Annotated in this window: 20 protein-coding genes and 1 CRISPR repeat array; of the genes, 9 read left to right on the forward strand and 11 right to left on the reverse strand. The window is 39.4% G+C overall.

Annotated elements, in window-relative coordinates; all coding sequences use genetic code 11:
* Window positions 1-325: a CRISPR direct-repeat array (repeat unit 36 nt; unit sequence CTTTCCCTAACCTTTTCCCCTAACGGGGATGGAAAC).
* 16 nt (window positions 326-341) lie between these two features.
* The 3 genes from UYC_RS38070 to UYC_RS0123580 all read right to left on the reverse strand — a co-directional run bounded on the left by UYC_RS38070 (window position 342) and on the right by UYC_RS0123580 (window position 1268).
* Window positions 342-551 (reverse strand): hypothetical protein, encoded by a 210-nt coding sequence (locus tag UYC_RS38070; protein ID WP_127011283.1) that lies wholly within the window; start codon window positions 549-551, stop codon window positions 342-344.
* A 131-nt stretch (window positions 552-682) separates the two neighbouring features.
* Entirely contained in the window at window positions 683-1009 is a 327-nt protein-coding gene (locus tag UYC_RS0123575) for a type II toxin-antitoxin system HicB family antitoxin (RefSeq protein ID WP_016874841.1), read from the reverse strand.
* Entirely contained in the window at window positions 1002-1268 is a 267-nt protein-coding gene (locus UYC_RS0123580) for a toxin HicA (protein ID WP_016874840.1), read from the reverse strand. The genes UYC_RS0123575 and UYC_RS0123580 overlap by 8 nt, the downstream gene beginning before the upstream one ends.
* A 121-nt stretch (window positions 1269-1389) precedes the next feature.
* On the opposite strand from UYC_RS0123580, the gene UYC_RS38075 reads away from it, so the two are divergent.
* The 4 genes from UYC_RS38075 (at window position 1390) to UYC_RS0123595 (ending at window position 4474) form a co-directional block, all read left to right on the forward strand.
* Window positions 1390-1548: a hypothetical protein gene (locus UYC_RS38075; protein ID WP_157171271.1), complete on the forward strand. Its 159-nt coding sequence runs from the start codon at window positions 1390-1392 to the stop codon at window positions 1546-1548.
* A 189-nt stretch (window positions 1549-1737) separates the two neighbouring features.
* Window positions 1738-3279 carry an AAA family ATPase gene (locus tag UYC_RS0123585; protein ID WP_016874839.1) on the forward strand — a complete coding sequence of 514 codons (1542 nt, stop codon included), beginning with the start codon at window positions 1738-1740 and terminating at the stop codon, window positions 3277-3279.
* Between the two features lie 66 nt (window positions 3280-3345).
* Window positions 3346-3975: an SH3 domain-containing protein gene (locus tag UYC_RS0123590; RefSeq protein ID WP_016874838.1), complete on the forward strand. Its 630-nt coding sequence runs from the start codon at window positions 3346-3348 to the stop codon at window positions 3973-3975.
* Between the two features lie 313 nt (window positions 3976-4288).
* The gene (locus UYC_RS0123595) at window positions 4289-4474 is read left to right on the forward strand and encodes a hypothetical protein (RefSeq protein WP_016874837.1); all 186 of its coding nucleotides are present in this window, start codon (window positions 4289-4291) and stop codon (window positions 4472-4474) included.
* 116 nt (window positions 4475-4590) lie between these two features.
* Here UYC_RS0123595 and UYC_RS39085 read toward each other — a convergent pair whose 3' ends face one another.
* Window positions 4591-4758, reverse strand: coding sequence for a hypothetical protein (locus UYC_RS39085; protein WP_016874836.1), 168 nt, complete (start codon window positions 4756-4758; stop codon window positions 4591-4593).
* 7 nt (window positions 4759-4765) lie between these two features.
* Window positions 4766-4855, reverse strand: a complete 90-nt coding sequence (gene petN, locus UYC_RS36785; protein ID WP_010998401.1) for a cytochrome b6-f complex subunit PetN — start codon at window positions 4853-4855, stop codon at window positions 4766-4768.
* Window positions 4856-4962: 107 nt separating this feature from the next.
* On the opposite strand from petN, the gene UYC_RS0123605 reads away from it, so the two are divergent.
* A complete protein-coding gene (locus tag UYC_RS0123605) occupies window positions 4963-5406 on the forward strand; it encodes a hypothetical protein (protein WP_016874835.1) in 444 nt (147 codons plus the stop codon).
* A 113-nt stretch (window positions 5407-5519) separates the two neighbouring features.
* Here the strand turns inward: UYC_RS0123605 and UYC_RS0123610 are convergent, their stop codons facing one another.
* From UYC_RS0123610 to UYC_RS0123625, 4 genes are all read right to left on the reverse strand, one after another.
* On the reverse strand, window positions 5520-7106 hold the full coding sequence (locus UYC_RS0123610) for a B12-binding domain-containing radical SAM protein (protein WP_016874834.1): 1587 nt from the start codon (window positions 7104-7106) through the stop codon (window positions 5520-5522).
* 187 nt (window positions 7107-7293) lie between these two features.
* Window positions 7294-8622, reverse strand: a complete 1329-nt coding sequence (locus tag UYC_RS0123615; RefSeq protein ID WP_016874833.1) for an ATP-binding protein — start codon at window positions 8620-8622, stop codon at window positions 7294-7296.
* Window positions 8623-8740: 118 nt separating this feature from the next.
* Complete coding sequence (locus UYC_RS0123620) at window positions 8741-10027, reverse strand: tellurite resistance TerB C-terminal domain-containing protein (protein ID WP_016874832.1); 1287 nt, start codon at window positions 10025-10027, stop codon at window positions 8741-8743.
* A 276-nt stretch (window positions 10028-10303) separates the two neighbouring features.
* Window positions 10304-11635, reverse strand: coding sequence for an ATP-binding protein (locus tag UYC_RS0123625; RefSeq protein WP_016874831.1), 1332 nt, complete (start codon window positions 11633-11635; stop codon window positions 10304-10306).
* 87 nt (window positions 11636-11722) lie between these two features.
* Between UYC_RS0123625 and UYC_RS0123630 the strand changes: the two genes are divergently transcribed.
* The 4 genes from UYC_RS0123630 (at window position 11723) to UYC_RS0123645 (ending at window position 16539) form a co-directional block, all read left to right on the forward strand.
* Window positions 11723-12046: a TMEM14 family protein gene (locus tag UYC_RS0123630; RefSeq protein ID WP_016874830.1), complete on the forward strand. Its 324-nt coding sequence runs from the start codon at window positions 11723-11725 to the stop codon at window positions 12044-12046.
* 1120 nt (window positions 12047-13166) lie between these two features.
* Window positions 13167-14402: a phosphotransferase family protein gene (locus UYC_RS0123635; protein WP_016874829.1), complete on the forward strand. Its 1236-nt coding sequence runs from the start codon at window positions 13167-13169 to the stop codon at window positions 14400-14402.
* A 100-nt stretch (window positions 14403-14502) separates the two neighbouring features.
* Window positions 14503-15603, forward strand: a complete 1101-nt coding sequence (locus tag UYC_RS0123640; RefSeq protein WP_016874828.1) for a T3SS effector HopA1 family protein — start codon at window positions 14503-14505, stop codon at window positions 15601-15603.
* Window positions 15604-16092: 489 nt separating this feature from the next.
* Window positions 16093-16539, forward strand: coding sequence for an acyl-CoA thioesterase (locus UYC_RS0123645; protein ID WP_016874827.1), 447 nt, complete (start codon window positions 16093-16095; stop codon window positions 16537-16539).
* On the opposite strand, the gene UYC_RS0123650 is transcribed toward UYC_RS0123645, so the two are convergent.
* Window positions 16522-17988 (reverse strand): 2-succinylbenzoate--CoA ligase, encoded by a 1467-nt coding sequence (locus tag UYC_RS0123650; protein ID WP_016874826.1) that lies wholly within the window; start codon window positions 17986-17988, stop codon window positions 16522-16524. The genes UYC_RS0123645 and UYC_RS0123650 overlap by 18 nt on opposite strands.
* Window positions 17982-18971: an o-succinylbenzoate synthase gene (locus tag UYC_RS0123655; RefSeq protein WP_016874825.1), complete on the reverse strand. Its 990-nt coding sequence runs from the start codon at window positions 18969-18971 to the stop codon at window positions 17982-17984. Before UYC_RS0123655 ends, UYC_RS0123650 begins: the two co-directional genes overlap by 7 nt.
* Between the last annotated feature and the right edge of the window lie 40 nt (window positions 18972-19011).

The raw sequence follows: 19011 nt of genomic DNA on the forward strand, positions 1-19011 counted from the left end.
CTTTCCCTAACCTTTTCCCCTAACGGGGATGGAAACTTTTTAACGCCGATGAAAGAAGAAGATCCCGCACCTTTCCCTAACCTTTTCCCCTAACGGGGATGGAAACAGTATAATGAGACTGTTTTAAGTAGATGCACTTTTTTACTTTCCCTAACCTTTTCCCCTAACGGGGATGGAAACGGTCAAATAACAGTACTCCTAATGAAAGCGGAGTTTACCTTTCCCTAACCTTTTCCCCTAACGGGGATGGAAACCGTTTTAGTTTTGTTTCATAGCTATCTGAATTAAACTTTCCCTAACCTTTTCCCCTAACGGGGATGGAAACAAGTCTCCCACCCTCTTTACCCGATGCCGCGTGATGTCGGATTCATTGCAGCTAACAAGAACTTTTCATACTCATCAAAATTTTCCGTTAGCGCAGGTAACTCAAACAATGAAGTACCCTGCACTTCGTAAAAGCACTTGACCAAAGAGTTACCAGAGTACACAAAATAAAACACTGGCAGACCGTAGAAAAGTGTAGTCTGACAGTGTTTTAAGTAGATCGTCATAATTATTTGTAGGATGGGTAGAGCGTGAGCGTTACCCATCAAACTTTATCAATGTTGGGTAACAGCAGCGTCAACCCAACCTACATTCAAGTTTTATATTTAATGATGTCTACCTACTTATCACAGAAAAATTAACAAGCTAGTTTTTGGCTTACATAACGATTTAAGCTAACTTTTTCCTCTGCTGCTTCCATGGCTAGCTTACGATGAAGCTCTGGAGGAATACGAACTTGAAATTTACCACTATAGTTTTTTTCAGCAATGGGTTCTGGAATCATTTCACCATTCGCTTCCATGTCTGCTACTACATCTTTTACCAAGTTTTCAATACCTTCGAGTGCAGCAGCACGATTCTCATGGAGATAAGATAAACTAGGAAATTCGATACATAGACCTAGATACTCTTGATCCTCAGGTGACCAAGTGATTTTATAGGTATAGCGATCGTAGTTAACCATCTTCCACATCCTCTTCGATTTCCTTAAGTTTTTTTATTGCCTCCAAAACCTGTTTAACCTGATAAACCTTGGCTTTTCCATTCTTTTCTTGAATGTTGACGCGTGGATCTCCAGTCCAAGGGGTTTTATAGACACAGTGACTCGTTCCTTGCTGTCTAGGCTCTCCAAAATAATGATTACAAATCTTTACTAAATCAGTAAACTTTACATTCTTAGGATTGTTCTCAATTTGAGCAAGGAGTTTTTCTATTTGAGCCATACGTTTTTATACCAAGCTGCAACCAAAAGAAGTAGAAGATTTCTACAAAAATGACATATAAAACAACCTGGTTTTACTTAACGCTTGAGCTTGATTTAAGCATAGTATCAATATTGGTACTATGTCAACTGTGACAGTAGCGATCGCCTTTTTTTTGGCTACCTTATCGGCTAGATTGCCCCAACTGCAAGAATGCCAGCTATCCCCTCAATTTTGGACAATATGGGCATCAAAATTAGTAGGATGCCAATCCAAGCCACGCTTTAGGGTAGATGGATAAATATCTTTAATAGTGGTTGAATGCCTCATCCGAAGCAATTGACTTCCCACAGTGGATAATTGATATGGTAAGGAAGTAGTTGTAACAGGAATAGTACATAAAATAGTACAAATAAAAATAAATTTAGTTTATATTTTCCATTAACAAAAAACCTAAATTAGTACGCCAATAGTATAAAAAGGTATAGTAATGACCAGAGGCTTTGAAAATAGCAGGTCTACGACCTTTCGGGATGAGTTTAAACTGCTGCTGCGTGCTCGCTACCCTCTAATTTACATTCCCACCTATGAAGAGGAACGGGTGGAAGCTGCTATTAAGGAAGAAGCAGCCAATCAGGGTAATCGCCCAATCTATACTTGGGATTTTGTGGATGGTTACCAGGGCAATCCTAATGATGCGGGATTTGGGCAGCGCAATCCTCTGCAAGCTTTGGAATTGGTGGAAAAAGTACCTGCATCTGCACCAGGGGTGTTTGTACTGCGGGATTACCATCGGTTTTTAGAAGATGTGGCAATTTCCCGCAAACTCCGCAACTTGGCGCGACTGCTCAAGTCTCAACCAAAAAACATTGTCCTGTTGTCACCGCGCATTGCTATTCCTGACGACTTAATGGAAGTTTTGACGGTTGTAGAGTTCCCCTTACCCAGTGCTGCCGAAATTAGAACAGAAGTAGAACGGTTGTTAATAGCGACAGGGCATTCTCCTTCTGGGAAATTTTTGGATGATTTAGTGCGCTCTTGTCAAGGGCTAAGTATGGAGCGTATTCGCCGCGTTTTGGCAAGGGCGATCGCTACCCACGGCGAATTATTACCAGAAGATGTGGATTTGGTTTTGGAAGAAAAGCGTCAAACGATCCGCCAAACCCAAATTCTCGATTTTTACCCTGCTACCGAGCAAATTTCTGATATCGGCGGGCTAGACAACCTTAAAGATTGGTTACTTAGGCGCGGAGGTGCTTTTACCGATCGAGCGCGACAATATGGTTTACCCCACCCCCGTGGTTTGTTGTTGGTAGGGATTCAAGGTACAGGAAAATCATTAACAGCAAAAGCGATCGCCCATCACTGGCATTTACCTCTACTTCGTCTTGATGTGGGGCGATTATTTGGGGGTTTAGTAGGTGAATCGGAATCGCGCACGCGGCAAATGATCCAAGTTGCCGAAGCCTTGGCTCCCTGTGTGTTGTGGATAGATGAAATAGACAAAGCTTTTTCTGGGCTTGGTAGCAAAGGTGATGCGGGAACTACTAGCCGAGTTTTTGGTACTTTTATCACCTGGTTAGCAGAAAAAACTTCACCCGTGTTTGTTGTTGCTACCGCCAACGATATCCACGCCCTACCGCCAGAAATGTTGCGCAAAGGGCGATTTGATGAAATTTTCTTTGTTGGTTTGCCCACCCAGGATGAACGCAAAGCGATTTTCAACGTGCATTTGTCGCGACTGCGCCCCCATAACATCAAAAGTTACGACATTGAGAGGTTGGCATATGAAACACCCGATTTTTCTGGAGCAGAGATTGAACAAACTTTAATTGAAGCGATGCACATCGGCTTTAGCCAAAACCGCGACTTTACTACCGATGATATTTTAGAAGCCGCCAGTCAAATCATTCCTCTAGCACGCACTGCCACAGAGCAAATTCAAAAACTGCAAGAATGGGCTGCTGCTGGTAGAGCGCGATTGGCATCAAAACACAGCCCCTTGAGCGATGCCTTCGGCAAGCTACGCTAACGCATTCAACGTTAGCTAAAATAGCGGGTTATCAAGCTCAAAGTTAAGAGTTATGAAGCTCAAATCATGACTTTTAACTTCTTTATAGATGAAACTAAAAGCGCCTCTACAATAGTCATAATTCCTATTTCCTATCTTTATAATCCTGAAGTTGTAAATATGCTAGTTGGAATATTAAAGTTTGTACTTGGTTTTTTATTGGCGATCGCTATTTTAATTGGTGGCGGAGTTGCAACAGCGCTGTATCTTATGAATCGAATTTCTGCACTACCTGCAAAACCGATTTATGCTAATGATAAACCCGCAGTGAAAGCGCAAGCTCCAAAACCTAACAATCAAACATCGAAAGAGCAAGTCAAAACTTCCTCTGGTGCCTTTATCCAAGAGTCTCCCTCACCAAACCCCAGTTCCACAGAAAAACCCAAAGAAGAACTCAAGACTGAAGAATCACCAAAACCATTGCCATCAGGAGCTTATCAAGCACGTGTGACTTGGCAACAGGGTTTGACAATGCGAAAAGAACCCACAGCAGATGCAGAACGTGTTGGTGGAGTCGGTTTTAATCAAAAAGTGATTATTTTGGAAGAAAGCAGTGATAAAGCTTGGCAAAAGATTAGATTAGAGGATGGTACACAAGAAGGTTGGATAAAAGCAGGGAATACTCAGAAAGTAGATGAACAAGAGAATACCCAGTAAAATAACATCCTGGCGATTTCTATTCGCCCAATCGTTTCCAAATTTTTCACGAATGATTTAGGATTGCTGTAGTTGGAATACATAAGAATACATAACTGGAACAACTAAATTGGTAAGATCCCTGACTTCTTAAAGAAGTGGGGATCTGTGTTTTTTTGAATACTATAAACATTCGCAATCCAAATCTTCTTAAGTTAATAAAAGTAAAGCTTAATTGCGATTTTTACTAAAAGGGAAAATTGCTAAAAGTGTGGTGTTATTTTGATGAGAAGCTAACACCTTAAATTGGGGAAAATTACCCTAGATAAAAATTATGTACAATCGTAATTCCCAGTATGATTGGATTTCTGCCGCAGTAACTGCTGCCTTGGGTGCTGGTATTGTCACATCCTTTGCTGTTAGCCAAGGACAAAATCCATTAGTAGCATTAGCTATTACTGGCTTGGCAATGTCGGTAGCATTAATTTATGAGTATTATCATAGACAGTCAAGGTCTTGATGATATTAGATTTTAAATTTTGGATTGTGTAACTTAACTTTTAAAATATTCAAAAATTGAGAGTTAAGAATTAAAAGTTAAATTTATAACTCCCAATTCTTAACTCTTAACTCTGATTATTTTTCCTTTCGCTTAGAAACTGGGCGTCGCTGTTCGCGTTTTTCTTGTTCTTGAAGACGGCGATCGCGCCAATTTGCTAGCGTTAAATAACCAACTCCTCCAGTAACTACTACTAGCAGCACTAGAGCAACCAAAGCCAAAATACTCAGAAGTGGACTTTCCACGATGCCTCTACAATCCGTTGCGTCCCCAAACTACCATTGCAATTGACCAGGTGAAAACAACCAACAGTGAAACCCATCCTAGTGTCAAAATCGCCATAGTGCTACTTTCTAAACTAATTTACAAAACTACTCCATTATTTATGATACTGGGAATTGTGATTTGTCAGTTCAAGCAATTCCTAGCTAAATCAACAACACCTCGATATGGATTTGATGACAGAACGCTTACAATCCTTGAAAGCAGGAGTTTTAGGAGGTTTCTGCCTTTTTTTAGCTTATCTAATTACATCTTTGCTCAATAGTTTGGTCTTAACTGAGCATTTCTCAGCACTTAACAGTTTAAACATTCAGTCGCTAGATTGGCATTTCTTGTTGAGTGGTAGTTTTGTAACCTTCTCAGGCTTTTTGTTTGGCGTTACCTACCGCTATATCATCCGCCAAGATCAAAATCCACACCTCAAATCAGGTGGGGTGCTTGCCTTTGGTTTAGTACGGGGGTTAACCCAGATCGATGTCGGAGTCACTTTTGCCAGCACAATTGTGCCATTAATCGTCATGGCAACAGAAAGCGTATTTTGGTTTGCAATTGCAGCGATCGCTCTTGATACAGCGCTCCAGCAAGGATGGATTAAAGCTTTTAGGGGCTAGGGAACAGGTGACAGGGAATAGGGAACAGGGGAAATCGTGCTTGACGTTCTTGCCCCTTGTCCCCCTGTCTTTGTGTTCTTCAGTACCCAATCCCCGATACCTAATCCCCATCCTTAACTAGCATAGGCTTCTGCTTTTTTCTGCTCTGGTACATAGGGTTTTTCTGTACCTTGGGCGAGATATTCCTTTAGCTGAGATTCAATTTGCTCACGGACAATTTGACGATACTCTAGAAAATGTTCATTGTGGGCGCAAACGGCAAGGTAATGCTCGGCAACTCCTGGATTATGTTTGATGATGCTGAACAAATGATGCCAGAACTTCCATCTAGTTTCTCGTTTGATTCCCTGCCGCCAAATTACAATTAACAGCGCTTTCACAACCACCCAATCTGGCATTTTAAAGGGTGCTTTCCACTTTGGCGTACCCATCATCATAAAACAGCGATAAGTGCGATCTAAGTAGCAGACTGGGTCATATAAACTACAAAAAGCCTCCACATATTCTCTAGCAATTTCTTCTAGAGGGCGAGTGGGGATAAAGTTCATCAAAGTAGTTTGATTGATATTGCCGTCTTTACCACCCCGGAGTCTTCCTTCTTTATTGAGGCGATGCCACAGTGCTGTATTTGGTAGCGCTTGCAACATAGCGAAGGTAGTCGAGGGAATTGCTGCTTGTTCGGCAAAACGGACAATGCGATCGCCTGCACCAGCTTTTTCACCATCAAAGCCAATAATAAACCCTGCCATTGGGCGCAACCCTGCTTTGATAATGGTTTGCACTGCTTCCACAAGGGAACTGCGCGTATTTTGGAATTTCTTCGTCAATTGCAGACTATCTTCATCTGGTGTTTCAATTCCCAAAAACACTGCCGCAAAACCAGACTCAACCATCAACTCCATCAATTCTGGATCTTGCGCTAAATCTACAGAAGCTTCGGTGTCAAACCGGAAAGGATAATTGTGTTGCTGCATCCAGACTTTTAACTCTTTGAGCAACAACTTGACATTGCGCTTATTGCCGATAAAGTTATCATCCACCATGAAGACACCACGTCGCCAACCCAACTCGTATAGATAATCCAACTCTGCTAAAAGTTGTGCAGGCGTTTTGGTACGGGGTTTGCGACCATACAAAACAATGATGTCACAAAATTCGCACTGAAAAGGGCAACCACGCGAAAATTGAATTGACATCATATCGTAGGCATCAAAATCGAGCAAATCAAAGCGAGGGATTGGAGTTGCAGTTACATCTGGTTTTTCGGTAGCGCGGAAAGTTCCAGATGTTTCACCTCGTTGAACTGCCTCAACAAACATTGGCAGGGTAAGCTCTCCTTCATCGAGAATGAGAAAATCTGCCCCTGCTGCCTTTGGTTCATCAGGCATAGAAGTTGGATAAGGGCCACCCACAGCAACCAACTTACCACGTTTTTTGGCTTCCCGAATTTGGTCGAGCAAATCTTGCTTTTGCACAATCATTGCCGAGAAAATTACCAAGTCTGCCCATGCCCATTCTTCTTCTGTTACTGGGCGAACATTGCGATCGACAAGCTTAAATTCCCATTGTTGGGGTAAAATCGCCGCTACTGTCACCAAACCCAAGGGTGGCAGCAAAACTTTGCGATCTACTAATGCCAAGATTTTTTCGTATGACCAAAAGGTTTTGGGAAATATAGGATAGACGAGTAAAATCCGCATATAGTTTCCATCCTCCTCACACTCTGAATTATTCCCAAGTTGGCTAAGTCAAAAGTGTTGATGATTTTTTTGTTAATTTTGTTTCATCTTAACATTTATATTTTTCTCTTTATATATCAATAATTGATGACTAAAATAATTGAGTGAGTTAGCAAGATTGATACCCTGAGGGGCTTTAAGAGGGCTTTTACAAACTAAATTCTGCTACGTCACCTTCATCCACATCTGAATCTTTACCTGCGACTGTGGGTTTAAAATTAACACCATGAATTAAATCACCAAAAGAGATTCCTGAATTTTGGTGAAGCACATTTAATACACTAATAAAATCCCGCACTATTTCACCAGGCGTTAGCAACGCTTCTGCACCTAAACGATTAGCAATTTCTTGTATGAATTCTTTCAAATCGCGAATTTTTAAAGTCTGTTCATAACCAAAATTAAGCGCATGAATTTCAGCTAATCTTTGCAACAATGTCAGGATTTCTTCTTCTGTTAATGGATTAAGCCGCATTACCGGGCCTAAAAATTCCTGCACATTAGCCTGAGTTACAAAACGGCTTTCTTTTGTACGTCTTCGCCAAGCTGCATCTGCAAAAAGTCCACGATTTGGATCTTCTAAAAATTTTGTTGTACCACCGATAAAAACACCAAGATGCTCTGCTTTGCACTGCATGGTATCATTAAATATCGCTAACAATCTGTTGTAATTTTTTTCTCGTGTAACTGTAGTGGGTATTTGATATATGTGTGCAGCTTCATCAAGTAAGATTAAAAGACCTTGATAACCAATTTCAGCCACAAACTTAGCTAATAATTTTATATAGTCATACCAACTATCATCATCAATAATTACACGCACACCCAAGGCTGCTTTTGCTTCAGTTTTAGTGTTATATTCTCCTCGCAACCAGCGCAAAGCGGCATTTTTTAAATCATCATTATCTAAACGGTAACCACGCCAATAAGCAATAATCACGTTACCAAAATCAAAACCGTGAACTAAATCTTCAATATATTGAACTACTTCCCTAATTTTGATTTCAACTTGATCGTCAAAGCCATCATCATTGGGGCGCATTCCAGTTTCTTTGGCTACTTCTTGCTGGATCTTATTAATCCATCCTTCTAAAATTGAGACTAAAGCACCACCATCAGGACGAGTTTTTGTGGCAAGGTGGCTCATTAATTCTCGATAGGTTGCCAATCCTTCATTGTTTGTTCCCGCTAGTCGGCGTTCTGAAGATAAGTCAGCATCAGCAACTACAAAACCTTGTTCTATAGCACGATTACGAAGCAGTTGTAGTGTGAAGCTCTTACCCGAACCATAGTTGCCAATGATGAAGCGAAATGCTGCTATACCTTCTGCGATGTCATCGAGGTTTTGTAACAGGCTTTTAAGTTCTCTTTCTCTACCGACTGCTATTTGTTCAAGCCCAACTCGTGGCACTACTCCCGCACTGAGAGAATTGATGATTGCAGTAGATACTTTTTTCGAGATTTTGAGCTTTGCCATGTAGATCACCTCACTTCGCATTATTGTAGCTTGAGGGTAGGTATAGTTTTCAAGCCGCTCCCTTTGAAGGGCATACCCTAATTCACGGTTAAATCAGTGACTAGTGATTCTGTTAATTCTAATTTGATGAGGTAAGTCTCGCCATCATGTCTTGATGGACAGCGATCGCTCTTTTGACGTTGCTTTGATGCTCTGCATAAATTTGTGGAACATCCAAGCTTGGATCGATAATCAACTCACCAAGAGTATCATTGGCACGCTCATTGATAGAATCGATTAATAAATTTGGCATTGTAATGTTATCTTCAGCAATTTTTTTAATAGCAGTATAAGGGTTTTCCTGCTCTATAATTGCTTTGAGAACTTGAATTTCATGAGCGGGAAGCTTCTCTATAAATTTAACCCACTCTTCTGGGATAATTTCTACAATTTCACTAGAAGAGTTATTATTTTCTACTGGCTCAATTATTTCAGCAAAAGGAAATAAATCTACCTCTTCTTCTTGTCCTTGCTCAAGCAAGTTATCGTGATGCAGAACTTCTGTTTGTTGTAGCAATTCCCATACTTGGCTTTGCAAATTGTCCCGTTCATCTTGCAACAATACTACCTGCTCTTGTAAATGATGCAGTTGAGTTTCGTGCTCTGCTACTTGTGTACGTAAAGAATTTAAGTTAGACTCTACATTTTCTGTTTCATTTTTTCCATCTATCAAGATTTGGCTAAGTCTTTTTTCCTCTGTTTCCAATTCATGGATTTTAACTCTCATTTGGTATAGTTTTTCTTCCAATTGAGGTTTGAGTCTACCCAGTAAAACTAAATTACTTTCTAACTCTTGCTTTTGTTGTTGAAGTTGACTAATTTGAGTTTGTAATTGATTAATTTCAGCTTTAGATACGTTATAATTCAATTCTAAACGTCTTTTTTCTGCGTTTAGATTAGAAAACGATTTGTTAATTTCTGTTTTGGTTGATTCCAAAGTACTAATTTCATCTTGTAAATAGTTAATCTGTGATTCTAGCTGTTTTTTCTCAATAATAAAACTGCTTAATTCACGATTAAGAATATCTCTTTGATTTCGACGTTCTACTACTTGATTTTGAAACTTGTTTGACTCTTGATAGAGTAAAGCATGATGTGCCTCAAGCTGATTTATTTCTGCGAGCATACGCGATTTCAATCCCTCAAGTTCTCTGATGCGCCTGTGAAGAGAATCACGTCTTGCAAGCATTTCATGATTTCTTTGTTGTTGTTCTACAAATAGTGCGCTATAAGTCACAATCAAGGTTATTAAACCTATAATTAAGGATTTACCAAAATTCCAGGTAAGAGCAAGACTGAGTCCAAAACTGATACCGAAGGCAACTATGCCTAAAATAAATCGATTGCTTGCCATTGCTGATTGCATATTACTTGATTTGAGCATAGGTCTAGTGTAAAGAAGAGTTTTAAGTAGGTTAGTACAAATCAAGTTAACTAGTTCAGGCTGTCATTAGTTATTAGATATTGGTAATACCTTCAACCATTTTGCATCCCTTAACGTAGTTAATTTTCTTCTGATCTACCTACTTATCTGTTAATATCAAATATCCACATTTTTTGTATAAGTTAGGTTAGACACATTGAATTTATATTAATTTGTTAACAGGAGAGAATCATTGTATGAGCAGATGGATATATATGACTAGGTTGTAAGTGAATTATTGCGTGAACCAAAAATTGACAAATCCGCTTTTAAGAAATCTATAAATTGCCTTGCTGTTCTACCAGAACGCCCGTTGTGACGAGTTGCCCATTGCAAAGCTTGGTATTCCAAATCTTCTTGGGGAATATTAATTCCAGCTAAGTCTGCAAGATGTCGAATGATTTTTAAATAAGTTTTTTGATCGGCAGGCTCAAAAGTTAAAGTTAAACCAAAGCGATCGCTAAACGAAAGTTTCTCTTGCATAGTATCCCAAGCGTGAACTTCATCGTTATCTCTAGGAGCGGGGCGATCAGCAAAAAACTCCCGCACTAAATGGCGACGGTTAGAAGTAGCATATACCACGACGTTTTGCGGACGTGCAGTTAAATTACCTTCTAACACTACTTTTAATGCTTTAAAAGCATCATCATCTTCTTCAAAGGAAAGGTCATCAACAAAGATGATAAATTTCTGGGGCGCTCCTCGCAACTGTTCTACAATTATCGGTAGATCTTTCAATTCTGATTTTGCTACTTCCAGCAAGCGTAAGTTGCGATCGCTAAACTCATTCAGCAAAGCTTTGACTAAAGAAGATTTTCCTGAACCGCGACTACCGTAAAGTAATATGTGCAGTGCCGTCTGCCCCGATAGTAAAAACTTTGTATTTTTTAACAAAGCTTCTTTTTGTGACTCGTAACCTGTCAGTTCACTCAATTTCACTGGATCGGGATAGCGTATGCCAATAAATTGTCCAGATTGCCACCGCAGCGCTTGATACTCGGCAAATAAACCGATGCCAAATTTTTGATAATAAACTGCTAAGTCTTCTGCAGCCTCAGCCCAATTTTCTAACTTTTGTAGTTTCTCTATTAAATGTAAGTCTTGAATTACTTCTCCTCCATCCTGCTCGTTATACCACACTACTGGTGACACAGGTAAATGCGCTACACATTGCACCCATTCACTCAAAGTCGCAGTGCTGCATTCATATAGATGTTGCAGCGCTTGTAAATCATGTCTAACCGCTGCTACCAATGCTGGAGGCAAACTTGCAAATTTCTGCTGCTGGGCTTTTTTTGTAAAAGGATTATCGTCTTTGAGAATTTGAGTTACTAAATATTCCTCCCAGTTTTGATTTGTCGCTGCTAAGGATCTAAAGTAATTACCATAGGCTTGCAAGCAACTCCTCGCATCTGCCTCAGTGTAACGTATAGTTTGCAACAAATTCATAAATGCTACACCTACTTCTGTTTGTAGAACAGATTGGTAGAGTAAGAGGGATGCTGCTTGACGCTGAAGAAATTGAACCTTTGCGATTGCTTGATTATCCATCAATCGATTAAGTTATTTAGCTAGATAGCTATGATAAATTGTCTGCCGACGCTTGCGGTAAAATCAAAATCTACATAGGTTTTAACAATGGCTTTAGATATTATTGCCGCCCTTGTCTACGGCATCATTACAATTATTGGCGGTATTATTGGCTACATCAATGCTAGTAGCAATATTTCCCTTGTCAGTGCTAGCATCTGCGGCTTGCTGCTTATTTTCGCGGCTTTTGCGCGGCTTCAAGGACAAACTTGGGGTTTGACTTTAGCAGCGATCGTTACTGCTGTATTATTGGTTGTCTTTGCATTTAGACTAGCCAAAACACGTAAGTTTATGCCTGCTGGGTTAATGACTATTTTGGGTATGCTAACTCTGGCAGTGATGATACACCAATTTATGGCATTAAGAAGATAGTGTCATTTTCATAGCAATTCATTCCTAAAACAAGTATTAGTACATTTATATTACATAAAAGTGATTTTTTAACGAACTCGGCTGCACTATGTTTTGGGCGCAGCCTCTGTTGGTAGGTAAGTCAACTTAGAAGGGAACAGGGTTGGGGGAAAGCTTTCCGTTAGCTCCCTTTTAACCTTTTTTCAAGTTAGATGGGAATTGAAGTACTTCAACTGAAAACACAGATCCTCGATTTTTCTAAAAAGTCGGGGATCTTACAGGCTGCGTATGACGTTGAATTTGATTGTTTTGCTTATCGTTGTTCTAATTAGTACAAACCAGCCTTGAGAGTGCTTAAGTTAATTTATACTCAGTTAACATAACTCTACTTTTCTCGTATAAATCCAAAAAGAGTGTTGAATTCGATGTACAAAGGTGATTTATACCTATCCGTTTCTTTTTGATTTCACACACATTTATAAATTTCTAGAGAGCTAGAGTTCAGGTTCAGTAATTATTACACTGCGGAAATTCTTGTTTGTAAATTAATATTTTTGTGTAGAAAAACGCTTACTATCAAGCGACTTGCTTTGTCTAGTTGTTCAGTTTTTTTGCTATTGATTGAGGTGATGAATAAATGTTTTTGACTGTGAGAGCCAGAGGCTTTTCTAGTTACCAGGTTGAACCTGGTAACTAGGGCAGCGTGAGTATTACTTGGTAACGATGGGGAATTAGTGATTACTCTACTTTTGTCCTGAGCATTGACTACTTCAAGCTTTCAGGTTGCAAACAATCATTAAATTTAACCTAAATTTCTACAGAGAGATTTAATTAGTAGTGATTAATTCTGCTGTTTTCACGCAAATCAGTGATATCAAAATCTGCTATTTTTAAAATTGTAGATACGTCAGTAATTCCACTCAGGTATTTAAAGATTTGAATAGATACAGGAGAAAAATTTAAAGTAACAGTAAAGGCTGTATTGCCATTTTGGCAAGTATTTCTTAAAGGTATAGGATATTAATAGATAGTACCAATCACTAATGATACTTGTAAGTTTGTGCTATTTAGCTCTGCGTAACATCAGGCTAATAACAACGTTGCCAATTTTCTAAGTAATTCTACGATTTAGGAAATATACATGATATTTACACTGTCTTCTTACAACGTTATTCAGTATTTGCAACAAGCAGATCTGTGTAGCTCAGAAGATGGCGCATCAGCCAAAAGGTTGCCAGAGACTAACAACAAAAATGCCAACTTACTGGTGACTCTCAAAGGCGATCGCACGCTGCTAGTCAAACAAGAACATCAAATTGACGATAACCGCATTCCTCAGGAGTTTTTCAAGGAATGGCTGTTTCATCAGTTGTTGCAACAGTTCCCGGTTTTAGGAAACATTGCAGAAATCGCGTCGTTAGTTCTGCATTTTGATGAAAAAAATTCTATTCTTGTTCGCAACTATCTATCGGAGTATTTTGAGCTAAGAAAGTTTTATCAAAGCAGCGATATTTATCCGTTAGAAATCACCACTGCTATTGGTAGTAGCTTGGGCGTGCTGCATCGTGCCACATTCAATCGCCGCGAATACCGTGATTTTATGGCAACGGCTCCCCAAGGGCAGTTTCGCTATCAGTATTACAATCCAGCCCAAGGTATAGAGTCAATTAGTTCAGATATTTTTGGTAAGGTTCCGACTGAGGCACTGAAATTTTATGCTCTTTACCAACGCTATGAGAGCATAGAAGGAGCGATCGCAGAATTAGCAGCTGCATGGAAACCTTGTTGCCTAACTCACAACGATCTGAACCTAGAAAATATTTTGGTACATTCTCGGTGGAATCAACTAGATAACTGCCTAGTGCGGCTGATTGACTGGGAAGCTTGTGCTTGGGGAGAACCTGCTTTTGATTTAGGAACTTTAGTAGCAAGTTATTTAGGAATTTGGTTAGAAAGCCTAGTCGTAGATACCTCGCTCTCCTTAGAAGAATCTCTCCAGTTAGCAGCAATACCTCTAGAAATTCTCCAGTCTTCCATATTGGCATTAATCCAGGCTTATCTGAGTGCTTTTCCAATGATTTTGGAGTATCGACGCGACTTAATCCAGCGAGTTGTTCAATTTGCAGGTTTGGTTTTGATTCAGAATATTCAAAAAAGTATTCAATATGGCAGATACTTTGATAGTATAGGTATTTATATACTCCAAGTTGCCAAAGATTTACTAACAAAACCCCAAGAATCTGTAATGACAGTTTTTGGTATATCTGAATCAGAAATTGTCAGACCTTTTGCAAAATTAACTAAACTTCCACAAGCGAACAAAGAACAAAATTTGGTTCGCCTCTTTAACAATAAAAGCCGTTTACGTGGGTGTTAAGAAAAGTATTAAGTGTTCAGGATGAAGCAAGAAGTGTGGAGTATAAAGTAAGTAATTTCATCTTTTGCCACGCTCCTCTCAAAGTATTAAAGTTTGAATCATGTTAGGTTCTTGCGATCGTTATTTGCTTGATATCGCCAGCAATATCCAGATTGAATCCAAATTTTGCATCTGTCATCCCAACTATCAACCCTTTGCCCTGCCAAGTCAGTTAGCACAGAGATTTCAAAAAAATTCTACAGAGCTACAGCATAAGTATCTTACTCTGCTACTGCGAAATTTCATCTACGGTATTTATTACAACGGTTCGTTGCAAAGTGTCTTGTCATTAAATGCCGAACCTACAGATTATCTACCACATAAATCTTTAGAAAATAATTCGATTTTAGGAATTGATAGGCAATTATACGAGCAATTGCACGAGAACAATCACGGCATTGGTTACTTTGATCCTGATTGGCAGGTATTGCGTCGAGAACCTGATGGCAGTCTGGCGGTAACAAAAGGTGGCTTGACGATGCATATAGAAAGCATTAGTCTGGCTCCGGCAAACCAGGCTCGGCATTTAGAACCAATGATGCAGTCTGCCAAAGTGGGAGATTTGATCGACATTTGGATGCCGAAGAACCGACTTCAAGATGGTTGCTACGTGGCAGTTAGCAATATCGGGCAAAAAGTACAAGCAAACTTTGATACTGATTTGGGAAGAGGGCGAATCTACTTAAATTTAACTCCGTCAGGAGCGATCGCGATGATGGAGAGCTTGACATTGGAACTGAATGATGAAGCTATTCCCTTTAGTTTTCAAGTTCCATACAATTATTCTGCTTACGGACGTTATGATTCAGGGGTGCTTTACTTTGAACGCCACGACTATCCCGCAGTCAGGAAAGTTCTGCAAGCTGTATATGCACAACATCAATCTCACTTTCACCCAGAAACTCCCTTGTTTACAAAGTTTTTGGCACCTGGGCTAAGTCTTGCCGAAGAACCAAATCAAAAGTTTGTTGCTCAAGAAAGTTTTGGTATAAATCGTTGTCAAATCGTTGCCAATGCTTTATTGGAGGCTTGGCAAAAAGGCAAAAATTCTGTTGAAGAGCGTATACAAACTATCTATAAGCATTTTGCTAAATTTGGCATCGATTTGCAGCGTCCCTATCTCAATCCCTGTTCTGAGGATATATATTATCCTTTGAGTTGATATATTCTGAAGAAACATAGGGAACGGGGAACAGATGTTTTATTCGTGCGATCGCAAGAACATTTTCCACGGTGTGTTTAGGGGCAATTGTCACATCACTATTGTTAATGTCGGTTTGCGCTAGAACTGTCGTTGAGAATAAAATTGCGCTCAAGGTTGATAGTAATAAAAAAAACAAGTCTCAATAACCGTAAGGTGGGCACTTTTTACAACTTAAAAATAGGGGTTTAAGTAAATTTAGGCAGTGCCCACCCTACAAAAATTGCAATCAAGTAACTAGTGCAAGATGTGAATTAAAATGTCAAAGAACTTGGTTTTACTTAGTGCTGTTCAGTATAACAAAATGTAACAATCTCAACTTAGCAGATTTTACTTTCCTATTCTCTTTTTCTATCCTTTTTGATATTTCTGGCAATAAATCAAAGATTATGGTGAAAGCTTGATTGCAAATTCAGGTAAAATTAGCTCTAAGCTTTCTTGTTTTTACCGATGCCTTTTACTTATTATCGCACCGTCCGCTTTCAAGATACTGATGCTGCTGGTGTAGTTTACTTTGCCAATGTTTTGGGTATTTGTCATGAAGCTTATGAAGAATCTTTAGAAGCATCAGGTATTCATCTTAAGGAATTTTTTGGTAATTTATCTGTAGCTTTTCCCATTGTTCATGCAAGTGTAGATTTTCTGCGACCAATGTTTTGTGGTGATAAGTTAACTATTAGTTTGATGCCACAAAAGCTAGGCATTGATAAATTTGAAATCAATTATGAAATTGTAGTTGCCGATGTCATGGTTTCTAAGGCTATCACCAGACACGTTTGTATTGAGAGAAATAGTAGAAATAGAAAAGAGTTGCCTGAATTGGTTATTGGATGGTTGGAGGCAAACCGCAAAGACACAGAGAACACAGAGAGAAGAAAATCAAGAGAAGCGATTTGAGAGGTTTAAGTGTTCTATAGCTTCTTGTTGTAGCTGCTGGCGATTAATTTTGCCTTGAGAATTACGAGATAAAAATTGTACAGGAAACCAGTATTTGGGAATTTTAAATTTACTAAGTTTACCTTTAAGTAAATTTTGAATTTCCTCTGAAGAGGTACTTACATTTTTGGGAACATAAATAGCTGTTACAGCTTGTCCCCAATCTCGATCTGGGATTCCAATTACGCAAACATCAATTACCATTGCAGTAGCTCTGATTGCTGATTCAACTTCTAAGGGATAGACATTTTCGCCACCTGTAATGATTTTGTCACTACTACGCCCAATAATATTTAAGTAACCTTCGTTATCTAAAAATCCTAAATCATCTGTGTTAAAAATAGAAACCGAGCTATAATTAGCTTCTTTGAAAGCAGTATTTAAAGAATAATAACCAAGGTATAAAGACTGAGCTTGAATAGCAATATTGCCAATCTGATTGGTTTGTAAAGCTTCTCCTAGCTCGTTGCGAATAGTGACTTTGGCATGGGGAAGAATTTGACCACAGTTTACTTTACCATGACGAAAATCATCAGGTTTGAGAGTGGCAATTCCAGAAGCAGTTTCAGTCATGCCGTAGGTTAGAGATAAATTGATTTGATAATATCTCGCTTTTACTAATAGTTCCTCCCAAGCCGGCGCACCTCCTAAAAGAACTGTTTTAAATTGGGATAGCCATTGAGTGAAATCGAAATTTTGGAGAAGGCGTTGTAATTGAGTTGGTACTAAAGATATGAAAAAATCTGATGGATTGATATTGGTTAATTGACAAGATTCTAAGTTTTTAAAAGGCAAAATAACTAATTTCCCGCCAGTGGTAAAGGAACGGATAAACTGCATTAAACCGCTGACATGATATAACGGCAAAACACAAAATGAATTGACTTGCTGTAACTGAAAATATTCTGTAAATCCTCGTACAGATGCTGTTAGCGTATCCCAGGTATGGATGGCAAATTTAATCTTTCCCGATGAACCACCAGTGGGAATCATAATTTTTGGCGAATCAGAGAATTCAAAAATAGTTTCCTTTTCCCCTTGTCTTCTTGTCTCCCCCTTTACCCCTATCCCCAGAGGGGGCTCCGAGTTCCTTTGTCCTCTTTCCATTCCCCAAATAATATCTGGCTGTACAAGTTCAAATACTTGTTGCCATTCATCTTTTACCCAGTTGGGATTGCAAAGAAAAACTGAACTGTTAGTTGCACAAGCAGCAAGAAAAGCTGCTAAAAATTGTACTGGTTCGCGTTCAGCTAAGATGATTTTCGGTGGTGTTTGCCAGTGCGAAAATTGCGTTAATTCTAAATAGTATTTTTCGGTTAACTGTAAAAATTGATGGCTATGTTCGTAAATTAACCAATCTTTAGGTAGAGAATATGCCTGTTCGACAAGATGCTTTAAAGTTCTTACCATAGATTTTCCAGCCAAACAGCATCATCTTCAGCAAAGTAGTGGTTAATACCAAAACCGACTGCTCGGTTGTATTGGGATAATTCTGTTGCTAGTTGGAGCGCTGCTTTTCTACCAACGATTGTTTCAAACACCGATGAAAACACAGCATCAATTTTGTGGTGTTGGCAAAACTGACACAGACGAGAAGGAGAACCGACTATTCCAGGTTTGATAACAAAAATTCCTCGCCAGCCTTGGTTGTAATAGTATTCGAGTTGCTTCAGCGTGGCTGTTGACTCATCTAAAGCGATCGCACTCTGATATCGCCTACTCAATTCCAACATCGCCGAAAATTGATCCACAGCTAAGGGTTGTTCGATAAATTCAATTTCCACTGGCAATTCACTATTGGCATTTAGTTTGTCACAAGTTGTCAGCCATAAATTAGCTTCCTCAAAATTGAGTCCCCCATTGGCATCTAAACGTAATTTTGTAGAGGCTGGTAAGCTTTGAACGAGTGATTCTAAGATTTTTAGTTCAACAGACGTAGGATAAACGGCAATTTTCCATTTAAAAGTAGAATATCCCTGCTGCCACAGCCTTTGCCAAGCCTCTAAAGCTGTTTCTCCCGCAGGCAGCAAGCCACTGTAGGTAACAGAGGCAGGAGGGGGAGAAATTAACAATTCAAAATCTTCACTCCTCGACTCTCTTACTCCCTGAAGTGCCGATTCAAACCCAAATTGGCACGCGGGTAAATCATCAGGGATAGAAAAAATAGTCTCCTCTCTAATTTCCGGCAATAGTTGCCGACAAAAATTTAAGGCTTGCTCTAGAGTTTCGGAACCAAACCAGGTGATCGGGGCAATTTCTCCCCAACCTACTTTTCCAGATTCATCAGTGAGGCACAGAATAATACCTTCACGGATTTCCCACATACCGTGGCTGGTGACAACTGCACGCACAAATTTCCGCTGGTAAGGGCGAAACTCAAATTTATAGTGCATTGTTTGCTAGTTGCTAATAGCTTTCTTCCCTTTCTTCCCT

It is taken from the genome of Chlorogloeopsis fritschii PCC 6912, assembly GCF_000317285.1.
Lineage (GTDB): Bacteria > Cyanobacteriota > Cyanobacteriia > Cyanobacteriales > Nostocaceae > Chlorogloeopsis > Chlorogloeopsis fritschii.

Coding starts and splice junctions, on each gene's coding strand:
- UYC_RS38070 (WP_127011283.1), bottom strand. CDS start 551: ATGACGATCTACTTAAAACACTGTCAGACTACACTTTTCTACGGTCTG.
- UYC_RS0123575 (WP_016874841.1), bottom strand. CDS start 1,009: ATGGTTAACTACGATCGCTATACCTATAAAATCACTTGGTCACCTGAG.
- UYC_RS0123580 (WP_016874840.1), bottom strand. CDS start 1,268: ATGGCTCAAATAGAAAAACTCCTTGCTCAAATTGAGAACAATCCTAAG.
- UYC_RS38075 (WP_157171271.1), top strand. CDS start 1,390: ATGTCAACTGTGACAGTAGCGATCGCCTTTTTTTTGGCTACCTTATCG.
- UYC_RS0123585 (WP_016874839.1), top strand. CDS start 1,738: ATGACCAGAGGCTTTGAAAATAGCAGGTCTACGACCTTTCGGGATGAG.
- UYC_RS0123590 (WP_016874838.1), top strand. CDS start 3,346: ATGACTTTTAACTTCTTTATAGATGAAACTAAAAGCGCCTCTACAATA.
- UYC_RS0123595 (WP_016874837.1), top strand. CDS start 4,289: ATGTACAATCGTAATTCCCAGTATGATTGGATTTCTGCCGCAGTAACT.
- petN (WP_010998401.1), bottom strand. CDS start 4,855: ATGGCGATTTTGACACTAGGATGGGTTTCACTGTTGGTTGTTTTCACC.
- UYC_RS0123605 (WP_016874835.1), top strand. CDS start 4,963: ATGGATTTGATGACAGAACGCTTACAATCCTTGAAAGCAGGAGTTTTA.
- UYC_RS0123610 (WP_016874834.1), bottom strand. CDS start 7,106: ATGCGGATTTTACTCGTCTATCCTATATTTCCCAAAACCTTTTGGTCA.
- UYC_RS0123615 (WP_016874833.1), bottom strand. CDS start 8,622: ATGGCAAAGCTCAAAATCTCGAAAAAAGTATCTACTGCAATCATCAAT.
- UYC_RS0123620 (WP_016874832.1), bottom strand. CDS start 10,027: ATGCAATCAGCAATGGCAAGCAATCGATTTATTTTAGGCATAGTTGCC.
- UYC_RS0123625 (WP_016874831.1), bottom strand. CDS start 11,635: ATGGATAATCAAGCAATCGCAAAGGTTCAATTTCTTCAGCGTCAAGCA.
- UYC_RS0123630 (WP_016874830.1), top strand. CDS start 11,723: ATGGCTTTAGATATTATTGCCGCCCTTGTCTACGGCATCATTACAATT.
- UYC_RS0123635 (WP_016874829.1), top strand. CDS start 13,167: ATGATATTTACACTGTCTTCTTACAACGTTATTCAGTATTTGCAACAA.
- UYC_RS0123640 (WP_016874828.1), top strand. CDS start 14,503: ATGTTAGGTTCTTGCGATCGTTATTTGCTTGATATCGCCAGCAATATC.
- UYC_RS0123645 (WP_016874827.1), top strand. CDS start 16,093: ATGCCTTTTACTTATTATCGCACCGTCCGCTTTCAAGATACTGATGCT.
- UYC_RS0123650 (WP_016874826.1), bottom strand. CDS start 17,988: ATGGTAAGAACTTTAAAGCATCTTGTCGAACAGGCATATTCTCTACCT.
- UYC_RS0123655 (WP_016874825.1), bottom strand. CDS start 18,971: ATGCACTATAAATTTGAGTTTCGCCCTTACCAGCGGAAATTTGTGCGT.